The sequence below is a fragment of the Streptomyces sp. NBC_00273 genome (genome assembly GCF_036178145.1).
GTDB lineage: Bacteria > Actinomycetota > Actinomycetes > Streptomycetales > Streptomycetaceae > Streptomyces.
In genome coordinates, this window is sequence record NZ_CP108067.1 from 295429 (window position 1) to 309815 (window position 14387).

The 14387-nt window shown below is 69.7% G+C and carries 12 protein-coding genes and 2 pseudogenes; 7 read left to right on the forward strand and 7 right to left on the reverse strand.

Annotated elements, in window-relative coordinates; translation table 11 throughout:
- Positions 1–60: 60 nt before the first annotated feature.
- Positions 61–570, forward strand: a complete 510-nt coding sequence (locus OG386_RS01350) for a DUF4913 domain-containing protein (RefSeq protein WP_328786345.1) — start codon at positions 61–63, stop codon at positions 568–570.
- Between the two features lie 12 nt (positions 571–582).
- Here the strand turns inward: OG386_RS01350 and OG386_RS01355 are convergent, their stop codons facing one another.
- Positions 583–837: a hypothetical protein gene (locus OG386_RS01355; RefSeq protein ID WP_328793574.1), complete on the reverse strand. Its 255-nt coding sequence runs from the start codon at positions 835–837 to the stop codon at positions 583–585.
- A 23-nt stretch (positions 838–860) separates the two neighbouring features.
- Between OG386_RS01355 and OG386_RS01360 the strand changes: the two genes are divergently transcribed.
- The 3 genes and pseudogenes from OG386_RS01360 to OG386_RS01370 all read left to right on the forward strand — a co-directional run.
- A complete protein-coding gene (locus tag OG386_RS01360; RefSeq protein WP_328786346.1) occupies positions 861–1715 on the forward strand; it encodes a reverse transcriptase domain-containing protein in 855 nt (284 codons plus the stop codon).
- Between the two features lie 113 nt (positions 1716–1828).
- A pseudogene (locus OG386_RS01365) lies at positions 1829–2396 on the forward strand (transposase); the annotation flags it as partial.
- Positions 2342–2688: pseudogene (locus tag OG386_RS01370) on the forward strand (polyphosphate kinase 2); the annotation flags it as partial. The pseudogenes OG386_RS01365 and OG386_RS01370, both read left to right, overlap by 55 nt.
- Positions 2689–3243: 555 nt before the next feature.
- Here the strand turns inward: OG386_RS01370 and OG386_RS01375 are convergent.
- The 3 genes from OG386_RS01375 to OG386_RS01385 form a co-directional block, all read right to left on the reverse strand.
- On the reverse strand, positions 3244–3750 hold the full coding sequence (locus OG386_RS01375; RefSeq protein ID WP_328786347.1) for a hypothetical protein: 507 nt from the start codon (positions 3748–3750) through the stop codon (positions 3244–3246).
- A 35-nt stretch (positions 3751–3785) separates the two neighbouring features.
- Complete coding sequence (locus OG386_RS01380; protein ID WP_266607623.1) at positions 3786–4163, reverse strand: hypothetical protein; 378 nt, start codon at positions 4161–4163, stop codon at positions 3786–3788.
- 89 nt (positions 4164–4252) lie between these two features.
- Complete coding sequence (locus OG386_RS01385) at positions 4253–7618, reverse strand: ALF repeat-containing protein (protein ID WP_328786348.1); 3366 nt, start codon at positions 7616–7618, stop codon at positions 4253–4255.
- Between the two features lie 818 nt (positions 7619–8436).
- Here OG386_RS01385 and OG386_RS01390 point away from each other — a divergent pair.
- The 3 genes from OG386_RS01390 (at position 8437) to OG386_RS01400 (ending at position 11965) form a co-directional block, all read left to right on the forward strand.
- Positions 8437–9591, forward strand: coding sequence for an RICIN domain-containing protein (locus OG386_RS01390; RefSeq protein WP_328786349.1), 1155 nt, complete (start codon positions 8437–8439; stop codon positions 9589–9591).
- A gap of 118 nt (positions 9592–9709) precedes the next feature.
- Positions 9710–10864 (forward strand): RICIN domain-containing protein, encoded by a 1155-nt coding sequence (locus tag OG386_RS01395; protein WP_328786350.1) that lies wholly within the window; start codon positions 9710–9712, stop codon positions 10862–10864.
- Between the two features lie 195 nt (positions 10865–11059).
- On the forward strand, positions 11060–11965 hold the full coding sequence (locus OG386_RS01400; RefSeq protein WP_328786351.1) for an IS5 family transposase: 906 nt from the start codon (positions 11060–11062) through the stop codon (positions 11963–11965).
- On the opposite strand, the gene OG386_RS01405 is transcribed toward OG386_RS01400, so the two are convergent.
- The 3 genes from OG386_RS01405 to OG386_RS01415 form a co-directional block, all read right to left on the reverse strand.
- The gene (locus OG386_RS01405) at positions 11858–12490 is read right to left on the reverse strand and encodes a hypothetical protein (protein WP_328786352.1); all 633 of its coding nucleotides are present in this window, start codon (positions 12488–12490) and stop codon (positions 11858–11860) included. The genes OG386_RS01400 and OG386_RS01405 overlap by 108 nt on opposite strands.
- A gap of 70 nt (positions 12491–12560) precedes the next feature.
- Complete coding sequence (locus tag OG386_RS01410) at positions 12561–13649, reverse strand: WD40 repeat domain-containing protein (RefSeq protein ID WP_328786353.1); 1089 nt, start codon at positions 13647–13649, stop codon at positions 12561–12563.
- A 271-nt stretch (positions 13650–13920) separates the two neighbouring features.
- A complete protein-coding gene (locus OG386_RS01415) occupies positions 13921–14349 on the reverse strand; it encodes a hypothetical protein (protein ID WP_328786354.1) in 429 nt (142 codons plus the stop codon).
- Between the last annotated feature and the right edge of the window lie 38 nt (positions 14350–14387).

A 14387-nucleotide genomic window follows, 5' to 3' on the forward strand; every position in this document is an offset into this window, starting at 1 on the left:
CTACAGGCACCGCCGGACCGGCGGAAGAGACACGATCGTGCGCTTCGACAGGAGAGACACATGCCGGACCCGCAGGAGAAACAGGACGCCCCCGTCGACGAGGGCGCCGCCGCGTCCATGGGAGCGCCGCCGCCGGAGGCCGAGGACGACGCCGAGATGGTCTTCGCGTCGGTGGAAGAGTTCTACGGCCACTACCTCTCCCAGATCGTGAAGCGTCGGGTGGACGGCGTTCATCTGGCCTGGTGCCCGGACTGGTGGACCCATCCCGAGGCGATCGCCCGGATCGCCGCGCTGTGGCGGGCCTTCGAGTACCTGCGGCTCGACGCGGCCCTCGGCATGTCCCACTGGTGGCTGCAGCACGCCGATCCCCATCTCGCCGCGCTGATGCATCCGCTCACCGGCCCGTTCGCGCTCTGCTCCGGGCCCGAAGGACACACCGCGGAGCTGGGCCCGTTGCCCGGTAACCCGTCGCCGCCGGAGATGTGGGACCACCCCGCCTTCTCGATCCACGCGGCCGAGGAGAAGAAGGCGGAGGAGGGGGCGGAAGTGCCTGAGCAGAACGTCGGCTGAGCGCCGCCCGCGCTACTCGCGGCGCAGCGCCTCCAGCTGTTCCAGGAACCACTGCTGCTGCGGCGGCAGCGCGGTGGCGGCCTCGGCCAGCCGAAAGCCGTGTCGGCTCAGATGACCCCCTTCGACGACGGCTCGGGCCTGGTCATCGTCGCCGACGGAATCTTCGGCATGTGCTCCAGCTACTGTCAGTACTTCGCTCTCTGCGCCGACAAGAGGTCCCACGTCACGGCCCACGGCCTTCTGGCGGCTGCTGCGCGACCTGGGCAAGGGGGAGCTCTTCGGGTATGAGGATGTGCTCACCGCCCTGCTGCGCTACCACACCGCCCATCAGCGAATCCTGGCCGTGTCGACGCAGTTGGGGGTGCGGCTCAGCCCGGGAGGCGAGCGGTACGCCGCAAGGGGGCATCATCTCCCCGCTCCTGGCGAACATTGCCTTGTCGGCGCTCGATGAGCACCTGCACCGGGCATGGGAGCCGGACGGGGAACTGTCCACCAGCAGTCGGCGTGAACGGCGGGTTGCCAAGGGCCTGCCCTCGTGGCGGCTGGTCCGCTACGCGGACGACTTCGTCGTCCTGGCCAAAGGGACCAGGCAGGACACCGAGGCACTGCGTGAGGAGGTCGCCCAGGTCCTCGCCCCGATCGGGTTGCGGCTCTCGGAAGCCAAGACCCAACTGGTGCACCTGAGCGCGGGGTTCGACTTCCTGGGGTTCCACATCCAGTGGCGCCGCAAACGCGGAACGGACAAGTGGTACGTCTACACCTTCATCGCCGACCAGCCCGTCCGATCGGTGAAGGCGAAGATCCGTACTCTCACCCACAGAACGTCGCAGCAGGACCTGGCCGTGGTCCTGGTGAACCTCAACCAGGTCACCCACGGATGGGCCAACTACTTCAGGCATGCCGTCGCGAAGCGCACCTTCAGCAACCTGGACAACCTCGTCTGGTGGCGAGTCATCCGGCTGCTGCAAGAGCGGCATCACTGGAACTGGACGGACGTCCGCAGACGGCTCACCACCCCCACCGGGCGGTGGCGGCCGATCAGCGCGGGCGAGATCGAGTTGCGGAAGATCAGCGCGATCCCGGTCACCCGGTATCGCTACCGCGGCAACACGATCCCCACCCCCTGGACCCCTGCAACCACCTGACGGCAGAGACCGTGGAGAGCCCGTTGCCTAGTAATGGGCACGGCGGGTTCGGCGAGAGGTCCGGGGAAACGGACTGGGAGCAATCCCGGCACCGCGCCCCGGGCCTACTCAGCGACGAAGTCGGATTCTCGATGACGCCGCCGACCTCCCGCACCTGGAGCCGCCGCGGAATCACCCCGGTCATCCGGGTCCCGCGGACGCTCCCAACGCCGCTTCTCCATCGCTGCCCTGTGCTGCTACAAACCCGGCGAACGCTCCCGCCTGATCTACCGGCCGAAGCGGCATACCGATCACAAGGCCGGGGGCCGCAAGAGCTTCGCCTGGACCGAGTATCGCGACCTCCTCATCGCCGCCCACCAACAGCTCGACGGACCGATCGTCCTCATATGGGACAACCTCAACGTCCACAAAGACCGCCGCATGCGGGCCTTCATCGAAGCGCACGACTGGGTCACCGCCTACCACCTGCCGCCCTACGCACCCGACCTCAACCCCGTCGAGGGCATCTGGTCCGTTCTGCGCCGGACCAGCCAGGCGAACACCGCCTTCACCGACCCCGACCACCTCATCCGCCGACTTCGACACGGCCTCCGCCAGATCCAGTACCGCAGCGACATCATCGACGGATACCTCACCGGAACCGGACTCATCCTGACGACACCACAACTACAAGGTCAGTAGACTCCGCCGGCGCTCCGATCTGTACCTGGCGGGAGAACTACCCGTACGAGCGCAAGATCCGTCGTGCGGAGTACGAGCGGACCAAGCGGATCCTGCAGATCGAGCTGCTGAAGCTGCAACGCTGGGTCCGGGAGACCGGTGCCCGGCTGGTGGTGATCTGCGAGGGCCGGGACGCGGCAGGCAAGGGCGGCACGATCCAGCGGTTCACCGAGCGGCTCAACCCCCGCGGGGCACGGATCATCGCTCTGTCCCGGCCGACCGAGCGGGAGACGGGCAGTGGTACTTCCAGAGGAAGGGAACAGGTAGCAGTAAGGGAGTACGCCTGACCTGCGGTTTCACAGCAATCCCTCGGGATATGACCACACTTGGTGTGCCCGGAGTAGCCCCGGGTCACCCCGCGGATTCCCCGATCTCGCGCACCGCCAGGTGCCCGGGAGTGCCCGGAATCCGACGGTGCGTCAGAACCAAGGGGCGCGTCCTCATGCCGCCCCGATGGGGTCACTGCGGTCCCTAGAGACTCCGTTGCTGAATGAGGAAGTTTCATCGTGATTCGTGCTGGTCACCGGGCCTGGTGACCTGCACGAATCACGATGAAACTTCCTCAATTAGCGGTCGAGTCGTCGCGGGGCCCCGGGCGGCCAAGTCTCCTGAGCCATCCAACGGCGTCACTGTGCCAGCCATACCCAGGACCCCTGGGTCCCACCGATCTTACGAATGACCAGTTCAGACCCACAAGAAGAAGGTAGGACAGCGGTGAGTGCGGGGGCGCAGTCGAGCGTGATCCACCCCGCGACGGTCGGTGGGCCTGCGCCCTGGCCACGAGAGGACTCTCGTGGCCAGGGCGGTGCTACTTGGTGGTGCGGATGTCGACGAGGACGTGGTCGCGTCGCTGGGGGTCGGCGGCCTCGCCGACCGGCTTCCACTGGTTCTTGTCCACGTCGATGTTCTGCTCGGGCGCACCCTCCGCGGTCAGCGTGACGCTCGTCTGGTGGGTGGCGTCGCCCCGGATGCCGTAGACGGCGGGGATCTCCACGGTCAGTTGGCCCGAGCCGCCGGCGGCGCGGAAGCAGATCGTCCCGTTGGTCCGGGAGAAGACCTGGATCTGGCTTTCCGAGGAGGCGCAGTCGGCGAGCATGATGTGACCGTCGCCCCGCTTGAGGACGATGCCGAGTTCGGCACCGATCCGCGCGCCGTCGGGGTACTCGAACGTTTCGATGGCGTAGCCGGGGCCATCGGCGGCCACGGGCACCGCGGCGGGAGCCTGGGGGGTCTGAGCGGTCGCGATGGTCACCGCCGCTGCGGCGCAGATCGCGGTCGCTGCGGCCGTGGCGATGATCCGTCGTGAGATCTTCATCGTTCTTCCTTCTTTGTCTTTGTCGGAACGGCTCTTCAGATGAGATAGGCGACGCCGATGAGCGCGGCCAGGAATGCGAGGAGGAACACGAAGGTCTGTCCGCGGGACATGTCCTCCATGGGTTTCCCCGCGCGCTTCAGGTCGAGCTGGCGGGTGACGTACCCGGCGAAGACGATTCTCAGAATGACCAGAATGATCATGGTGGCGGTGTAGAGCACCAGCGGTGTCCTGCCCGCGTAACCGCGTGCGGCGGAGCCGCCGGCAATGGACACGGCGCCGACCAGGGGCAGCGACCAGGCGATCAGCCGGTCCCGTGGGGTCGTGGTCATGGACTGCGCGGCCAGGCCGAGGGCGAGGCCGGACACGAGCGCGGCGATCCACCACTGACCGGCGGACAGGTTCGAGGTCAGCATGGAATCCCTTGTCGTGTGCGGCGCGTGTACGACCCGGGCGGGCGGGGAGAGACTAGGTGCCCTTCCCGCCCACCCGGGGAGGTGACGGTCTACCAGGTGAGCCAGCCGACGACGGTGGTCGTCGCGTCGGCCACCGCGCCCGCGGCACTGGACACCTTCTGGCCGACCGTCTTGGACACCTGCTCGCCCATCTTGCCGAGCAGCTTCCCCTTGCCGGTCAGGATGCCACCGAGCACGAACGCGCCGAGTGCCTGGTGGAACCGCGCGTCGTCCCAGCCGTAGCTGATGCCGTTGAGCAGCGCGCTCGCCCCCTGGAGTCCCAGGGAGACGAGGCCGACGACGCCGGCGGCCGCGGCCAGGGGCGGGAAGAACAGGGCGCCGACGCCCAGGACGACCGCAGCGCCTCCGGCGACCGTGCTCCAGTGGCCCGTGACCAGGGCCCAGTCCTTGGTGTCCTTGACGTCCTCCGGCCACAGCCCCCAGAGCTTGGTGTCGCCGTCGTCGTCGGCCTCCGTGGCCGGGGTGGTCCCCGCCTGCTCGTGCTGCTTCGCCTCCACGGCGGCCTGCTTCGCCGCGGCCACGATCTCGGCGTCCCGCTTCGCGGTCGCGATCCGATGGGCGTCACTGGCGGCCGTGGCGGCTTCCTGCGCGTCCTTGCCCGCCTGCTGGGCCGACGCCTGCGCCTGGGTGGCGGAGGACTGCGCATCGGCCGCGTAGGCCACCGCCTGCTGCGCGGACGCCACGGCGCGCCGCATGGAGTAGTTCGCCGTGCGGGCGGCGCCACGGGCGACGGACGCCGCGCTCTTCGCCTGCTGCGCCGACTGCGCGGCGGAGGCCGCCGACCTGTCGGCCGCGTCCGCGCTGTCACGCGCTTCCTTGGCAGAGTCCGCGGCGTCCTGGGCGTAGCCCTGCGCCTTGAGCGCCCAGTCAGAGGCCTCTTGCGCGGCCTGGCGCGCCTCGGCCGCCGCCTGGGCGGCGAGTGCGGCGTCCTGCTGCGCCTTCGCGGCGATCCGCGCGCCGTGGGCGATGGAGGCCCGAATCGCGGCGATGTGAGTGGCCCGGTCGTGGTCGAGGCGGGCGATGTTGTACTGGTCGTGCAGCACGAAGTAGCGCCGCATGCGGGCGGAGCCCTCCAGCACGATCTTCGCCGCGGACTGCATGTAGGGGCCGTCGCTGCCGAGGAGGCGGAACACCTCGACGTGGTCGTCCTCCTTGACCGCCTCCGCCAGCTCGATGTTGAGGAAGCGATGCAGCGCTTGGGCGCTGCCGTCGCGCAGCGCCGCCTCGGCCTTCGCCGTGACGGCCTTGCCGGGGTTCTCGCCCAAGATCCTGAATACCGTGACCCGGTTGTCCGTGGCGGCCGCCTCGATCACACCCTGATCGAGGAACCTCCGGGCGGCGTCGGGGTCGCCGCTGGCCAGGGCCTGATGTGCGGCCCCGGCGACCGCGGAGGTCGTCACCCGGGCGACGGCGACGACGTTCTCGCGGTCGTCCTGCTTCTGCGCGAGCAGGCGGTCGGTGTCGATCCAGTTGGCCACGTCGGCGTCGGTGCCGGCAAGAGCGAACTCCGCGGCCTCCCGCGTCCACGTACCGCCCGAGTTCAGGAGCCTGACGGCGGCCTTCCGGCCGGACGCGGCCGTGTCGGGGGCGCCTGCCTTCAACGCCGCCTCCGCGGCGGCGATCAGGTCCTTGGTCTCCGTCGTGGTCTGGTCCGCCTGTGTCCGCGCCCGGTCGGCCCGGACCGCGTCCTCGGTCTCCGCCTGAGCCCGCAGCCGCGCCTCCAGGACACCGAGCTTGGTGTCTTCCTCGATACGGGCGCTCTCAGCGGCGCGGGCCGCGACCTCGACCGCCTGGGCCTCCTTGATCGCGTTGGCGGCGGTGGTGGCCGCATCCATCGCGGCCTCCGCGTAGGCCGTGGACCGCTTGGCGTACTCGATCGCCTCGCCCGCGTTGTCCGCCGCTTCCTCGGCCGCTTCCGCAGCTTTGATCGCGTGGGCGGCGGCACTGCGGGCAGCGTCACGGGCGACACGTGCGGCGCTTGCCGCCCGGTTCGCGAGCGACTGCGCGGTGCTCGCGGCCCGCGTGGCCCGCGCGGCGGCGGCGTCGGCCTCGGCGGCAGCCTGCCGCGCCTTGGCGGCCTGCGACTGCGCGATGCCCGCCGAACTCGCGGCGTCAGCAGCGGCGTTGGCAGCCTGCGCGGCGTTCTGGGCCGCACCCGCCGCGGCGGAACCGGCCGCCGACGCCTGCTGCGAGGCGGAAGCCGCCTGATCGGCCGCGGCGGCCGCGGTGGTCGCGCGCTCGGCAGCCGCGCGCGCTCCCTGCGCCGCCTGGCGTGCGGCGCCGGCCTTGCTCGCGTCCGCCGAGGCGGCGATCGCGGCGTGGTAGGCGCGCGCGGCCGCGTTGCCTGCGGACGCCGCCGCGGCAGCCGCGGCCTGCGCCGCAGACGCGGCCCGACCGGAAGCGGCCTGCGCCATGCGGGAGGCCCCGATCGCGGTGGCAGCGGCGTCCGCGGCGCCGCGGGCGGCACTCGCCGCGTCGTTCGCGGCCGAGGCCGCCTTGCCCACGTCCTGCTGGGCAGCCCTCGCCTCGTCGGCCGCCTTCAGCGCGGCGGCCTTGGCCTCGGAGGCGGCCTTCTTCGCGTTGTCGGAGGCGGCGACGGCCTGCTCCGTCTGCAACTGAGCCCGCAGGCCCTCCCGCTCGACGATGGCGACCAACTGGTCGATGGTCGCGGCTTCCTCGTCACGGGCCCGCGCAATGTGCTGGCCGGCGCTCAGGAACTGGCGGATCGCCTCGGGCGTCCCCTCATTGAGAGCCCGTTCCGCGTACTTCTTCACCTCCGGCGAGGCGGTGGAGAGCACGGAGAAGACCTCGAACCGGTCGTCCTCCTGCTGCGCGGTGTACTGGGTGGTCGTCAGGAAGGTGTCGTACGCCTTCGCCGTCCCCAGGTCCAGCGCCTTCGTCGCCGCACGCTTGACGCCGCGACCGCTGTAGCTCATGACGGTGAAGACGGCGGCCCGCAGATCCGTCTCGAGCGCCTTCGAGTAACCGCCCGCCAGGAAAGCGGCGACGGCGCCCTCGCCGGCGGACAGTGCCGCACCGGCCGCCTGCTGCACCGACTTCCCCGCGTAGGGAAGGGCGGAGAGGATCGCGAAACGGTTGTCGTCCGCCTTGGCGGCGGGCAGTTGCGAGGTGAGGAACGCGGTGACGAACGCGGGGGATCCGGCGAGTGCTGCGGCAGCTCCTTCGCGGACGGCACGGCCCCCGGTCTTGTACGCCCATACTGCCTTGCCCCGGTCGGTGCCGGGCAGGCCGGTGGCCCCGCTCGTGCCCTCGGCGGCCCGCGCGGGCGCGGCGGCCAGGGTGAGGAGGGAAGGCAGCGCGGGAACGGCTGCGACACCGGCCGCGGTGCTGAGAACCCGGCGCCTGCTCCAGAATGCCGGCGGTAAGTCGTTCATGGTTTCCCCCGTTTTCGAACAGCGGCGCAGGCATGACAGCGGCATCCCCATCGCGCTGTTCAGTGAAGGTGGTTGGGCGACTGCGACATCGGTCTGCAGTGCGAATGCGATCACCGTATGCCGCGGCAATCTGGAAATCAACCGTGGTTGATTGGCGATCATTTTCAGACGAGACTGTCCGGAAACGAGCCAATGGGTGTCCCGGGGCCCCTTGGTGAGTCGATCGAACTGAAATCAGAAGACGTAGTTCAGCCTTGTTCTGACGGGCAGTCCGATTGCATGCGGTAGCAACTGATCATTGTGGAATCCGCTTGCGGGCCGACGCGTGGTAGCCGATGCTGAGCCCGGTCATGCCGCGGCCTGCGCCCGACGCCCGACTGCCGGCGCAGCGTAGGCTGTGCGGCAATTGCGCCGCTGATCTTGAGCGTGCATGATGGCGCAGTGGGCGGCTGCCGACAGCCTGTGGAGCCTCGACCCAGGGGGAGACTTCATGATCCGGCTTTCCGCAACGCCCGTAACCCGGGTGGACACCGGGGGCGGCATCACCCGGTCCAGCCCCGCTTTTAGGAACCCCCGCCCGTCGTCCGTATCCGTGGCGGAACGCATCAGGGCCGCGGATTCCATCTGCGTGCATCCACCGATGCAGAATCGGCGCTTTCGGGATGGTGCGCTGCCGCCCGAAGGCCTTTCGCCTCGGTCGCCGGCGCCGCAAAAGCACGGTTGCGCGAGCAGGTCGAATCTCCGGTCGACGCCCCACCAGACATGAGCACGCGACGGAGCATCGCCGTGTGCCGGAATTTCGAATTCAAGGAGGAAGCATGCTCGCATTCCGTTCGCGCGCGGCGCGGATCAGCGGCGCCCTGGCCGCCACCGCGTTAACGACTCTCGTGATGGTCCCCGCGACTTCCGCGACGGCGGTCACGGGTCCCGAGCCCGCCGCCGACACGCACCCCTACGCGGTGCGGCTCCAACTGGGCGGCGAAGTCGACTCCCGTGCCTGCACAGGCACTCTGGTCGACCGGTTCTGGGTCCTGACCGCCACCAGCTGCTTCGCGCCCGTACCCGGCAGCGAGGTCGCCGCCGGCAAGCCGGCCCTCAAGACCACGGCCATCCTGGGCAACGGCCAGGCTGTCGAAGTCACCGAGATAGCCCCGCGCAGCGACCGCGATGCCGCCCTCGTCCGGCTGGCCACGCCCGTCACCGACATCAGGACCGCTCGGCTTGCCACCTCGGCCGCGGCTTCCGGCGCCGACCTGACGGCCTCAGGGTTCGGCCGTACCAAGACCGAGTGGGTACCGGGCAAGCTCCACACCGGCGCCTTCAGCGTCACCGCCACCGACGCCACCTCCCTCACCGTCACCGGCAAGGGCGCAGACGCCCTCTGCAAGGGCGACACGGGCGGCCCGATGCTGAACGCCGCAGGCGAGCTGGTGGGCGTGAACAGCCGCTCCTGGCAGGGGGGATGCCTGGGCACGCCCGCCACGGAGACCCGTACGGGAGCCATCTCCACGCGCGTCGACGGCCTCGCCGACTGGGTACGGCAGGCCGGCCTCACCACCGCTTCGGTCCGCAACGCCCACAGCAACCTCTGCCTGTTCGTCGGTTGGCGCACGCCCGACAACGGCGCCCCAGCCCAGCAGGCCGACTGTGACCCGAAGTACGCCGACCAGCTGTGGAAGTTCGAGCCGGTCGCCGGTGGCGGCTACCAGATCCGCAACACCCACAACAACCGATGCCTCCTGGTGTCGTGGCGCACCCCGGAGCCGGGCGCGCCCGTAACGCAGTACGACTGCAACCCCGCGTACGCCGACCAGGTCTGGAAGCTCGATCCCGTTGCCGGTGGGGGCTACCAGATCCGCAACTCACTGAACAACCTGTGCATGTACGTATCGTGGCGCACCCCGGAGTGGGGCGCCCCCGTGGTGCAGGTCGACTGCGACGCGCAGTACGCCGACCAGGTCTGGAGGATCTGACCGGCCACCGGTGTTCTGCGAGGTTCCCGGCCTGCCACATCCGGTCGGGGACCTCGCCACGCCTTGGCGCAGACGGATGAAGCCCGCAAACCCGCACACGCCTGCCGAAGGAAGAGACATGCCTGCGCCCCGCCCGCGCACCGCGCGGACCCCCGGCCTGCTGACCGTACTCACCATGGTCTTGCTGCCCCTCGCCATGCCGGTGACTCCCGCCATGGCCGTGAGCGGCCCCGAAACGGCCGCCGGACAGCTTGCTGCCGTCGTCAAACTCGCCATCGGCGATGAAGACCATGCACGTGCCTGCACGGGTACTCTCATCCATCAGCTGTGGGTCCTGACCGCCGCGAGCTGCTTCGCGGCCACCCCCGGCACGCCGGTCCCAGCCGGCAGGCCGGCCCTGAAGGCCACGGCCGCGCTCAGCGACGGCACGACAGCGGACATCCTTGAGATCGTCCCGCGGGACGACCGAGATCTCGCCCTGATCCGGCTCGTCACTCCCGTCACCACTGTCCGGCCCGCGATCCGGGCGCTTGGCCTGCCGGCCGTGAGCACCGATCTGACCGCGGCCGGGTTCGGCCGAACCAGAACCGAGTGGGTGCCGGACAAGCTCCGCTCCGGAACGTTCACTCTCGACGCGAGCACTCCCACAGGCCTGGGGATCACCGGCAAGGGCACAGACGTTCTGTGCAAGGGAGACACGGGCGGCCCACTCCTGAACGCCGACGGACAGATTGTCGGTGTCAACTCCCGGTCCTGGCAGGGAGGCTGTCTCGGGTCCCCCGCAGCCGAGACCCGCACCAGCGCCCTTTCCGTCCGCGTCGACGACCTGGCCTCCTGGTTCCAGCAGACCCAGACCGCCGACTGGAAGGGCCCGCTGGTAAACGCCAACAGTGGCAAGTGCCTGGAGATCGAGAACTCACTGCGGACCGACGGCGCTCGCGTCCAGCAGTGGACCTGCCGCGACATGCCCACCATGCGATGGAACCTGCACTGGGCCGGAAACGGCTGGGAAGTTCGCAACGTCAACAGCGGTATCTGCCTGGAGATCGAGGACTCGCAGATGACCGACGGCGCCCGGGCCCAGCAGTGGACCTGCCACGACATGCCTACGATGCGTTGGGACCTCGTCAAGGGAAAGTGGGGCTACTGGCTCAAGAACCGCAACAGCGGCAAGTGCCTGGAGATCGAGGACTCGCAGATGATCGACGGCGCCCGGGCCCAGCAGTGGACCTGCCACGACATGCCGACCCTGGAGTGGACCTTCACGTCATGACCGGACCACTCACGGCACAAGGCCCCGGCTGCGACGCACCGGTTTGGTGTCAGAAGCCGTTGTCCTATCGATCTTGAGTGCGGTGTGATCGAAAGTGGCCGGTGGGGCGGGTGATTCTGCCGTGGCCGTGCATGAAGACAGGGCCTCTGGTGCAGTTCGGAGTTGCTGAGACACCGATCACGCCAGGAGGCCCTGTTGTCACCGTTGTACGTGGTCGAGGGTGTCCGGTTCAACTCGTCCGGCGGGGCGTGCGATTGCCTCGTTCACCGGTTCGGGAACGCGGCTGATCAGCCCGACCGGGTCCGGGCCTATGGCACGGACCTGACGGACACCGAGTGGCAGGAGATCCGGCCGCTGCTGCCGGTGCCGGCATGGATGGAGGGCCGGGGTGGCAGGCCGGAGAGCTACTGCCATCGCGTGATGTTGGACGCGGTCTTCTACGTTGTCGACAACGGCATCAAGTGGCGCAATCTGCCGGTCGACTTTCCCGCCTGGGACCGGGTCTACGCATTCTGGCGGCGCTGGCGCCGATGCGGGCTGATCGGTGAGCTCCACGACCGGCTGAGGGGGAAAGTGCGCGAGGCGGCCGGGCGCGATCCGGAGCCGACGGCCGCGGTGATCGACTCACAGTCGGTGAAGGCCGACGCGGTGGTGGGGGCCGACAGCCGCGGCTATGACGGAGCCAAGAAGATCAACGGAAGGCGCCGGCACCTGATCTGCGACACGATCGGCCTGCTCCTGGCCATCCGGGTGCTGCCCGCGGATGTCACCGACCGGCAGGCCGCCACCGACATGCTGCCCGCGCTGCGGACACGGTTCCCAACGATCACGAAGATGTGGGCGGACTCCGGCTACACCGGCGTCCTGGTCGTCTGGGCCCTGGCCGTCCTGCGGCTGATCGTCACCGTCGTCAAGCGCAGTGATGACGTGAAGGGGTTCGTGGTGCTGCCGAAGCGGTGGGTGGTGGAGAGAAGTTTCGGGCGGCTGTTGCGCTCACGGCTTCTGTCCCGCGACTTCGAGCGCCGGTGCGACTCCAGTGAGGCGATGATCCTGTGGTCGCTGACGATGCTCATGACCCGCCGCCTCGCACACCGGTGCTGAGCGCGAACCGGCCCGAGGGCTACTTGACCAGCCAGCCTCGCCGCACCAGACGGTTCGCCTTCGACCGCACCCCTCCACCTTCGCCGCCACCGGCTCCACCCCGAGCCCGGCAGCGAGTTCCTTGCAGGACAGTGCCCCTTCCGCAGCGGCCAGGACCGCCGTGATCCGCTGATACTCCGCCGACAGCACCGCCACCACGAGCCCTTCACACCATGCGGGCACCACCGACCCCGGCACCGCACTCGACGGCGACGGCGACGGCGACGGCGACGGCGACGGCGACGGCGACGGCGACGGCGACGGCGACGGTTCAGAATCCCCCAACGCCAGCGTGTCAGCCTCCTCCACGCTATCCGGGCCGGCGAGAACCTCGACCACGGTCTCCCGGGAGACAACGAACCGCTCCCAGTCGAGTTCCGCTTCCCGCAACGCGACCAGCACCCGGTCCGCCTCCGCCCGCAGCACTTCCACCCGCTGAGCGGCAGCTCGTTCCCGCTCCTCCAGCAGCCCGATCACCGACGGCATTCCGCTCCTCCACAGCCACGCCAACACGCGGCCTTCTGCTGATTTCCGGATGACCGTTGCGGCGGGCTTGTCAGTGGTGGATGAGCGCGGCGAGTCCCGCGTAGGAGGAGACCAGCAGGCGGCCTCGGGGTGTCATGGTCTGGGCTTCGGAGAACCACGGACCGTCCACCACCTGTCCGGCCGGCTCCCGGCAGGACAGGTCCCACACCCGCAGGACACGGTCCGTGTTGTCGTAGCGCGGCCCGTCGGCCAGGACGTACTGGGCACTGGTGACCGCCACCGGACGGCCGTCCACCAGTCCGGCCGAAATCGCGAACGGCTCAGTGGTGGGGCAGCTGTCGATCTGTTCGCAGGTGGCCAGGTCCCATACCCGCATCGTGTGGTCCGCGCCCCCGGTGACGGCGATCGGGCGGCCGTCCAGCACGGTCGTCGCCACGGCTTGCACCGGTCCGTCATGACCGGTCAGCTCCCCCAGCGGCCGGCCGGCGGCCAGGTCGATGACCTGCAGGGGTCCCTCGTCCTCACTGGTGACGGCGATCGGGCGGCCGCCCAGCACCGCCGTGGCCACCGCCCACACCTCACTGTCGGCGTAGACCAGATGGTCGCCGATCTGTTCGCAGGTGGCCAGGTCCCACAGGCGCGCCGTCCCGTCATCGCCGGCCGTGACCACCACCGGACGGCCGTTCAGGACCGTTGTCGCAACCGCGTTCACCGGGCCCCTGTAGAGCTCGAGCATCTGCGCGATCTGCTCGCCGGCACCCAGGTCCCAGACACGCGCCGTACCGTCCCCGCTGCCGGTGACGGCGACCGGACGGCCGTCCAGTACCGCCGTCGCCAGGCCCCGTACCGAGTCTTCGTGGCCGGTGAGAGGTTCACCGACCGGAAGCCCCGTGGCCATGTCCAGCATCCGCACCGTTGCGTCCTCGGTCCCGATGACGGCGACCTCTCGGCCGTCCAGGACAGCGCTCGCCACCGCATTGGCCCAGCCGTTGCCCGAGACAGCCTCGATCCTGCTGTCCCAGTCCGTCCGCCACCGCGCACCGCAACTCTCGCCCGCGTGCCCGGCAGGCGTACCCCCGGAACCCGCCGGGAACACCGCTCCTTCCCGGGCAGGGGCCACTGCGGCCGGAAAACCGTAACTCTGCTCAATATGGGACATGCACGCCACCCTAGAACGGGCCACTGACAGCCGTGAGACGGGCATCTCTCCCGCATGGGCGGAGCGTTCAGCGGTAAGCCGATGCCGGTGCAGAGCGACCGCGGAAGGCAGGGCATGAGCCGGGCGGAAACAGCTCAGCACAGGCGGGCCTGCCCGGCAGCCGCGGTGGGCGGGAGGGGACAGGGCCCGACCGTGGCCGCCTCCGTCGAAACCTGGCCAGGACGGCCGCGCTCGCGTTTCCGGGCGGGGGCAGCGGGCCGGGTATCCGGCGTTACAAGGCGGCGCCAGCCGGACCCGGTGCCTCCTGGGCCTCCGGTCCGCCGGCAGCGACGATCCGGCGCAGGACCACGTGGCAACCCGGCCAGTCCTGGCTGCGAAACCACCAGTCCATCTCGACCACATGATGCAGATGCAGCCGCATCTCCCGCAGCGCCATGTCCTTCGCCGCAGCCACGGGCCGGCGGCTCTCCTCGCTGTCGGTGGCACCGTCGAGGACACCACGCAGAGCCCGCTCCCAGCGCATGACCCGCACTGCCGCGCCCATCGCGTCGTGGCCGTTCGCGTGGTAGCCGATCTGCAACAGATCTGACTGTTGCCGTGTCAGCTCTCCCCCGAGCACCCAGGAAACAGCGACCGCGGCCGCCTCCTGAACCAACTTCACATCATCAGGACGATGGTTGTAGATGTTCGTCTCATCCATGATCACGACCCTATTCGGACCAGGGCGGATGGCGCGCC

Excerpts from the sequence above, each read along its gene's own strand:
- OG386_RS01350 (WP_328786345.1), top strand. The coding sequence starts at position 61 with ATGCCGGACCCGCAGGAGAAACAGGACGCCCCCGTCGACGAGGGCGCC.
- OG386_RS01360 (WP_328786346.1), top strand. The coding sequence starts at position 861 with ATGTGCTCACCGCCCTGCTGCGCTACCACACCGCCCATCAGCGAATCC.
- OG386_RS01375 (WP_328786347.1), bottom strand. The coding sequence starts at position 3,750 with ATGAAGATCTCACGACGGATCATCGCCACGGCCGCAGCGACCGCGATC.
- OG386_RS01380 (WP_266607623.1), bottom strand. The coding sequence starts at position 4,163 with ATGCTGACCTCGAACCTGTCCGCCGGTCAGTGGTGGATCGCCGCGCTC.
- OG386_RS01385 (WP_328786348.1), bottom strand. The coding sequence starts at position 7,618 with ATGAACGACTTACCGCCGGCATTCTGGAGCAGGCGCCGGGTTCTCAGC.
- OG386_RS01390 (WP_328786349.1), top strand. The coding sequence starts at position 8,437 with ATGCTCGCATTCCGTTCGCGCGCGGCGCGGATCAGCGGCGCCCTGGCC.
- OG386_RS01395 (WP_328786350.1), top strand. The coding sequence starts at position 9,710 with ATGCCTGCGCCCCGCCCGCGCACCGCGCGGACCCCCGGCCTGCTGACC.
- OG386_RS01405 (WP_328786352.1), bottom strand. The coding sequence starts at position 12,490 with ATGCCGTCGGTGATCGGGCTGCTGGAGGAGCGGGAACGAGCTGCCGCT.
- OG386_RS01410 (WP_328786353.1), bottom strand. The coding sequence starts at position 13,649 with ATGTCCCATATTGAGCAGAGTTACGGTTTTCCGGCCGCAGTGGCCCCT.
- OG386_RS01415 (WP_328786354.1), bottom strand. The coding sequence starts at position 14,349 with ATGGATGAGACGAACATCTACAACCATCGTCCTGATGATGTGAAGTTG.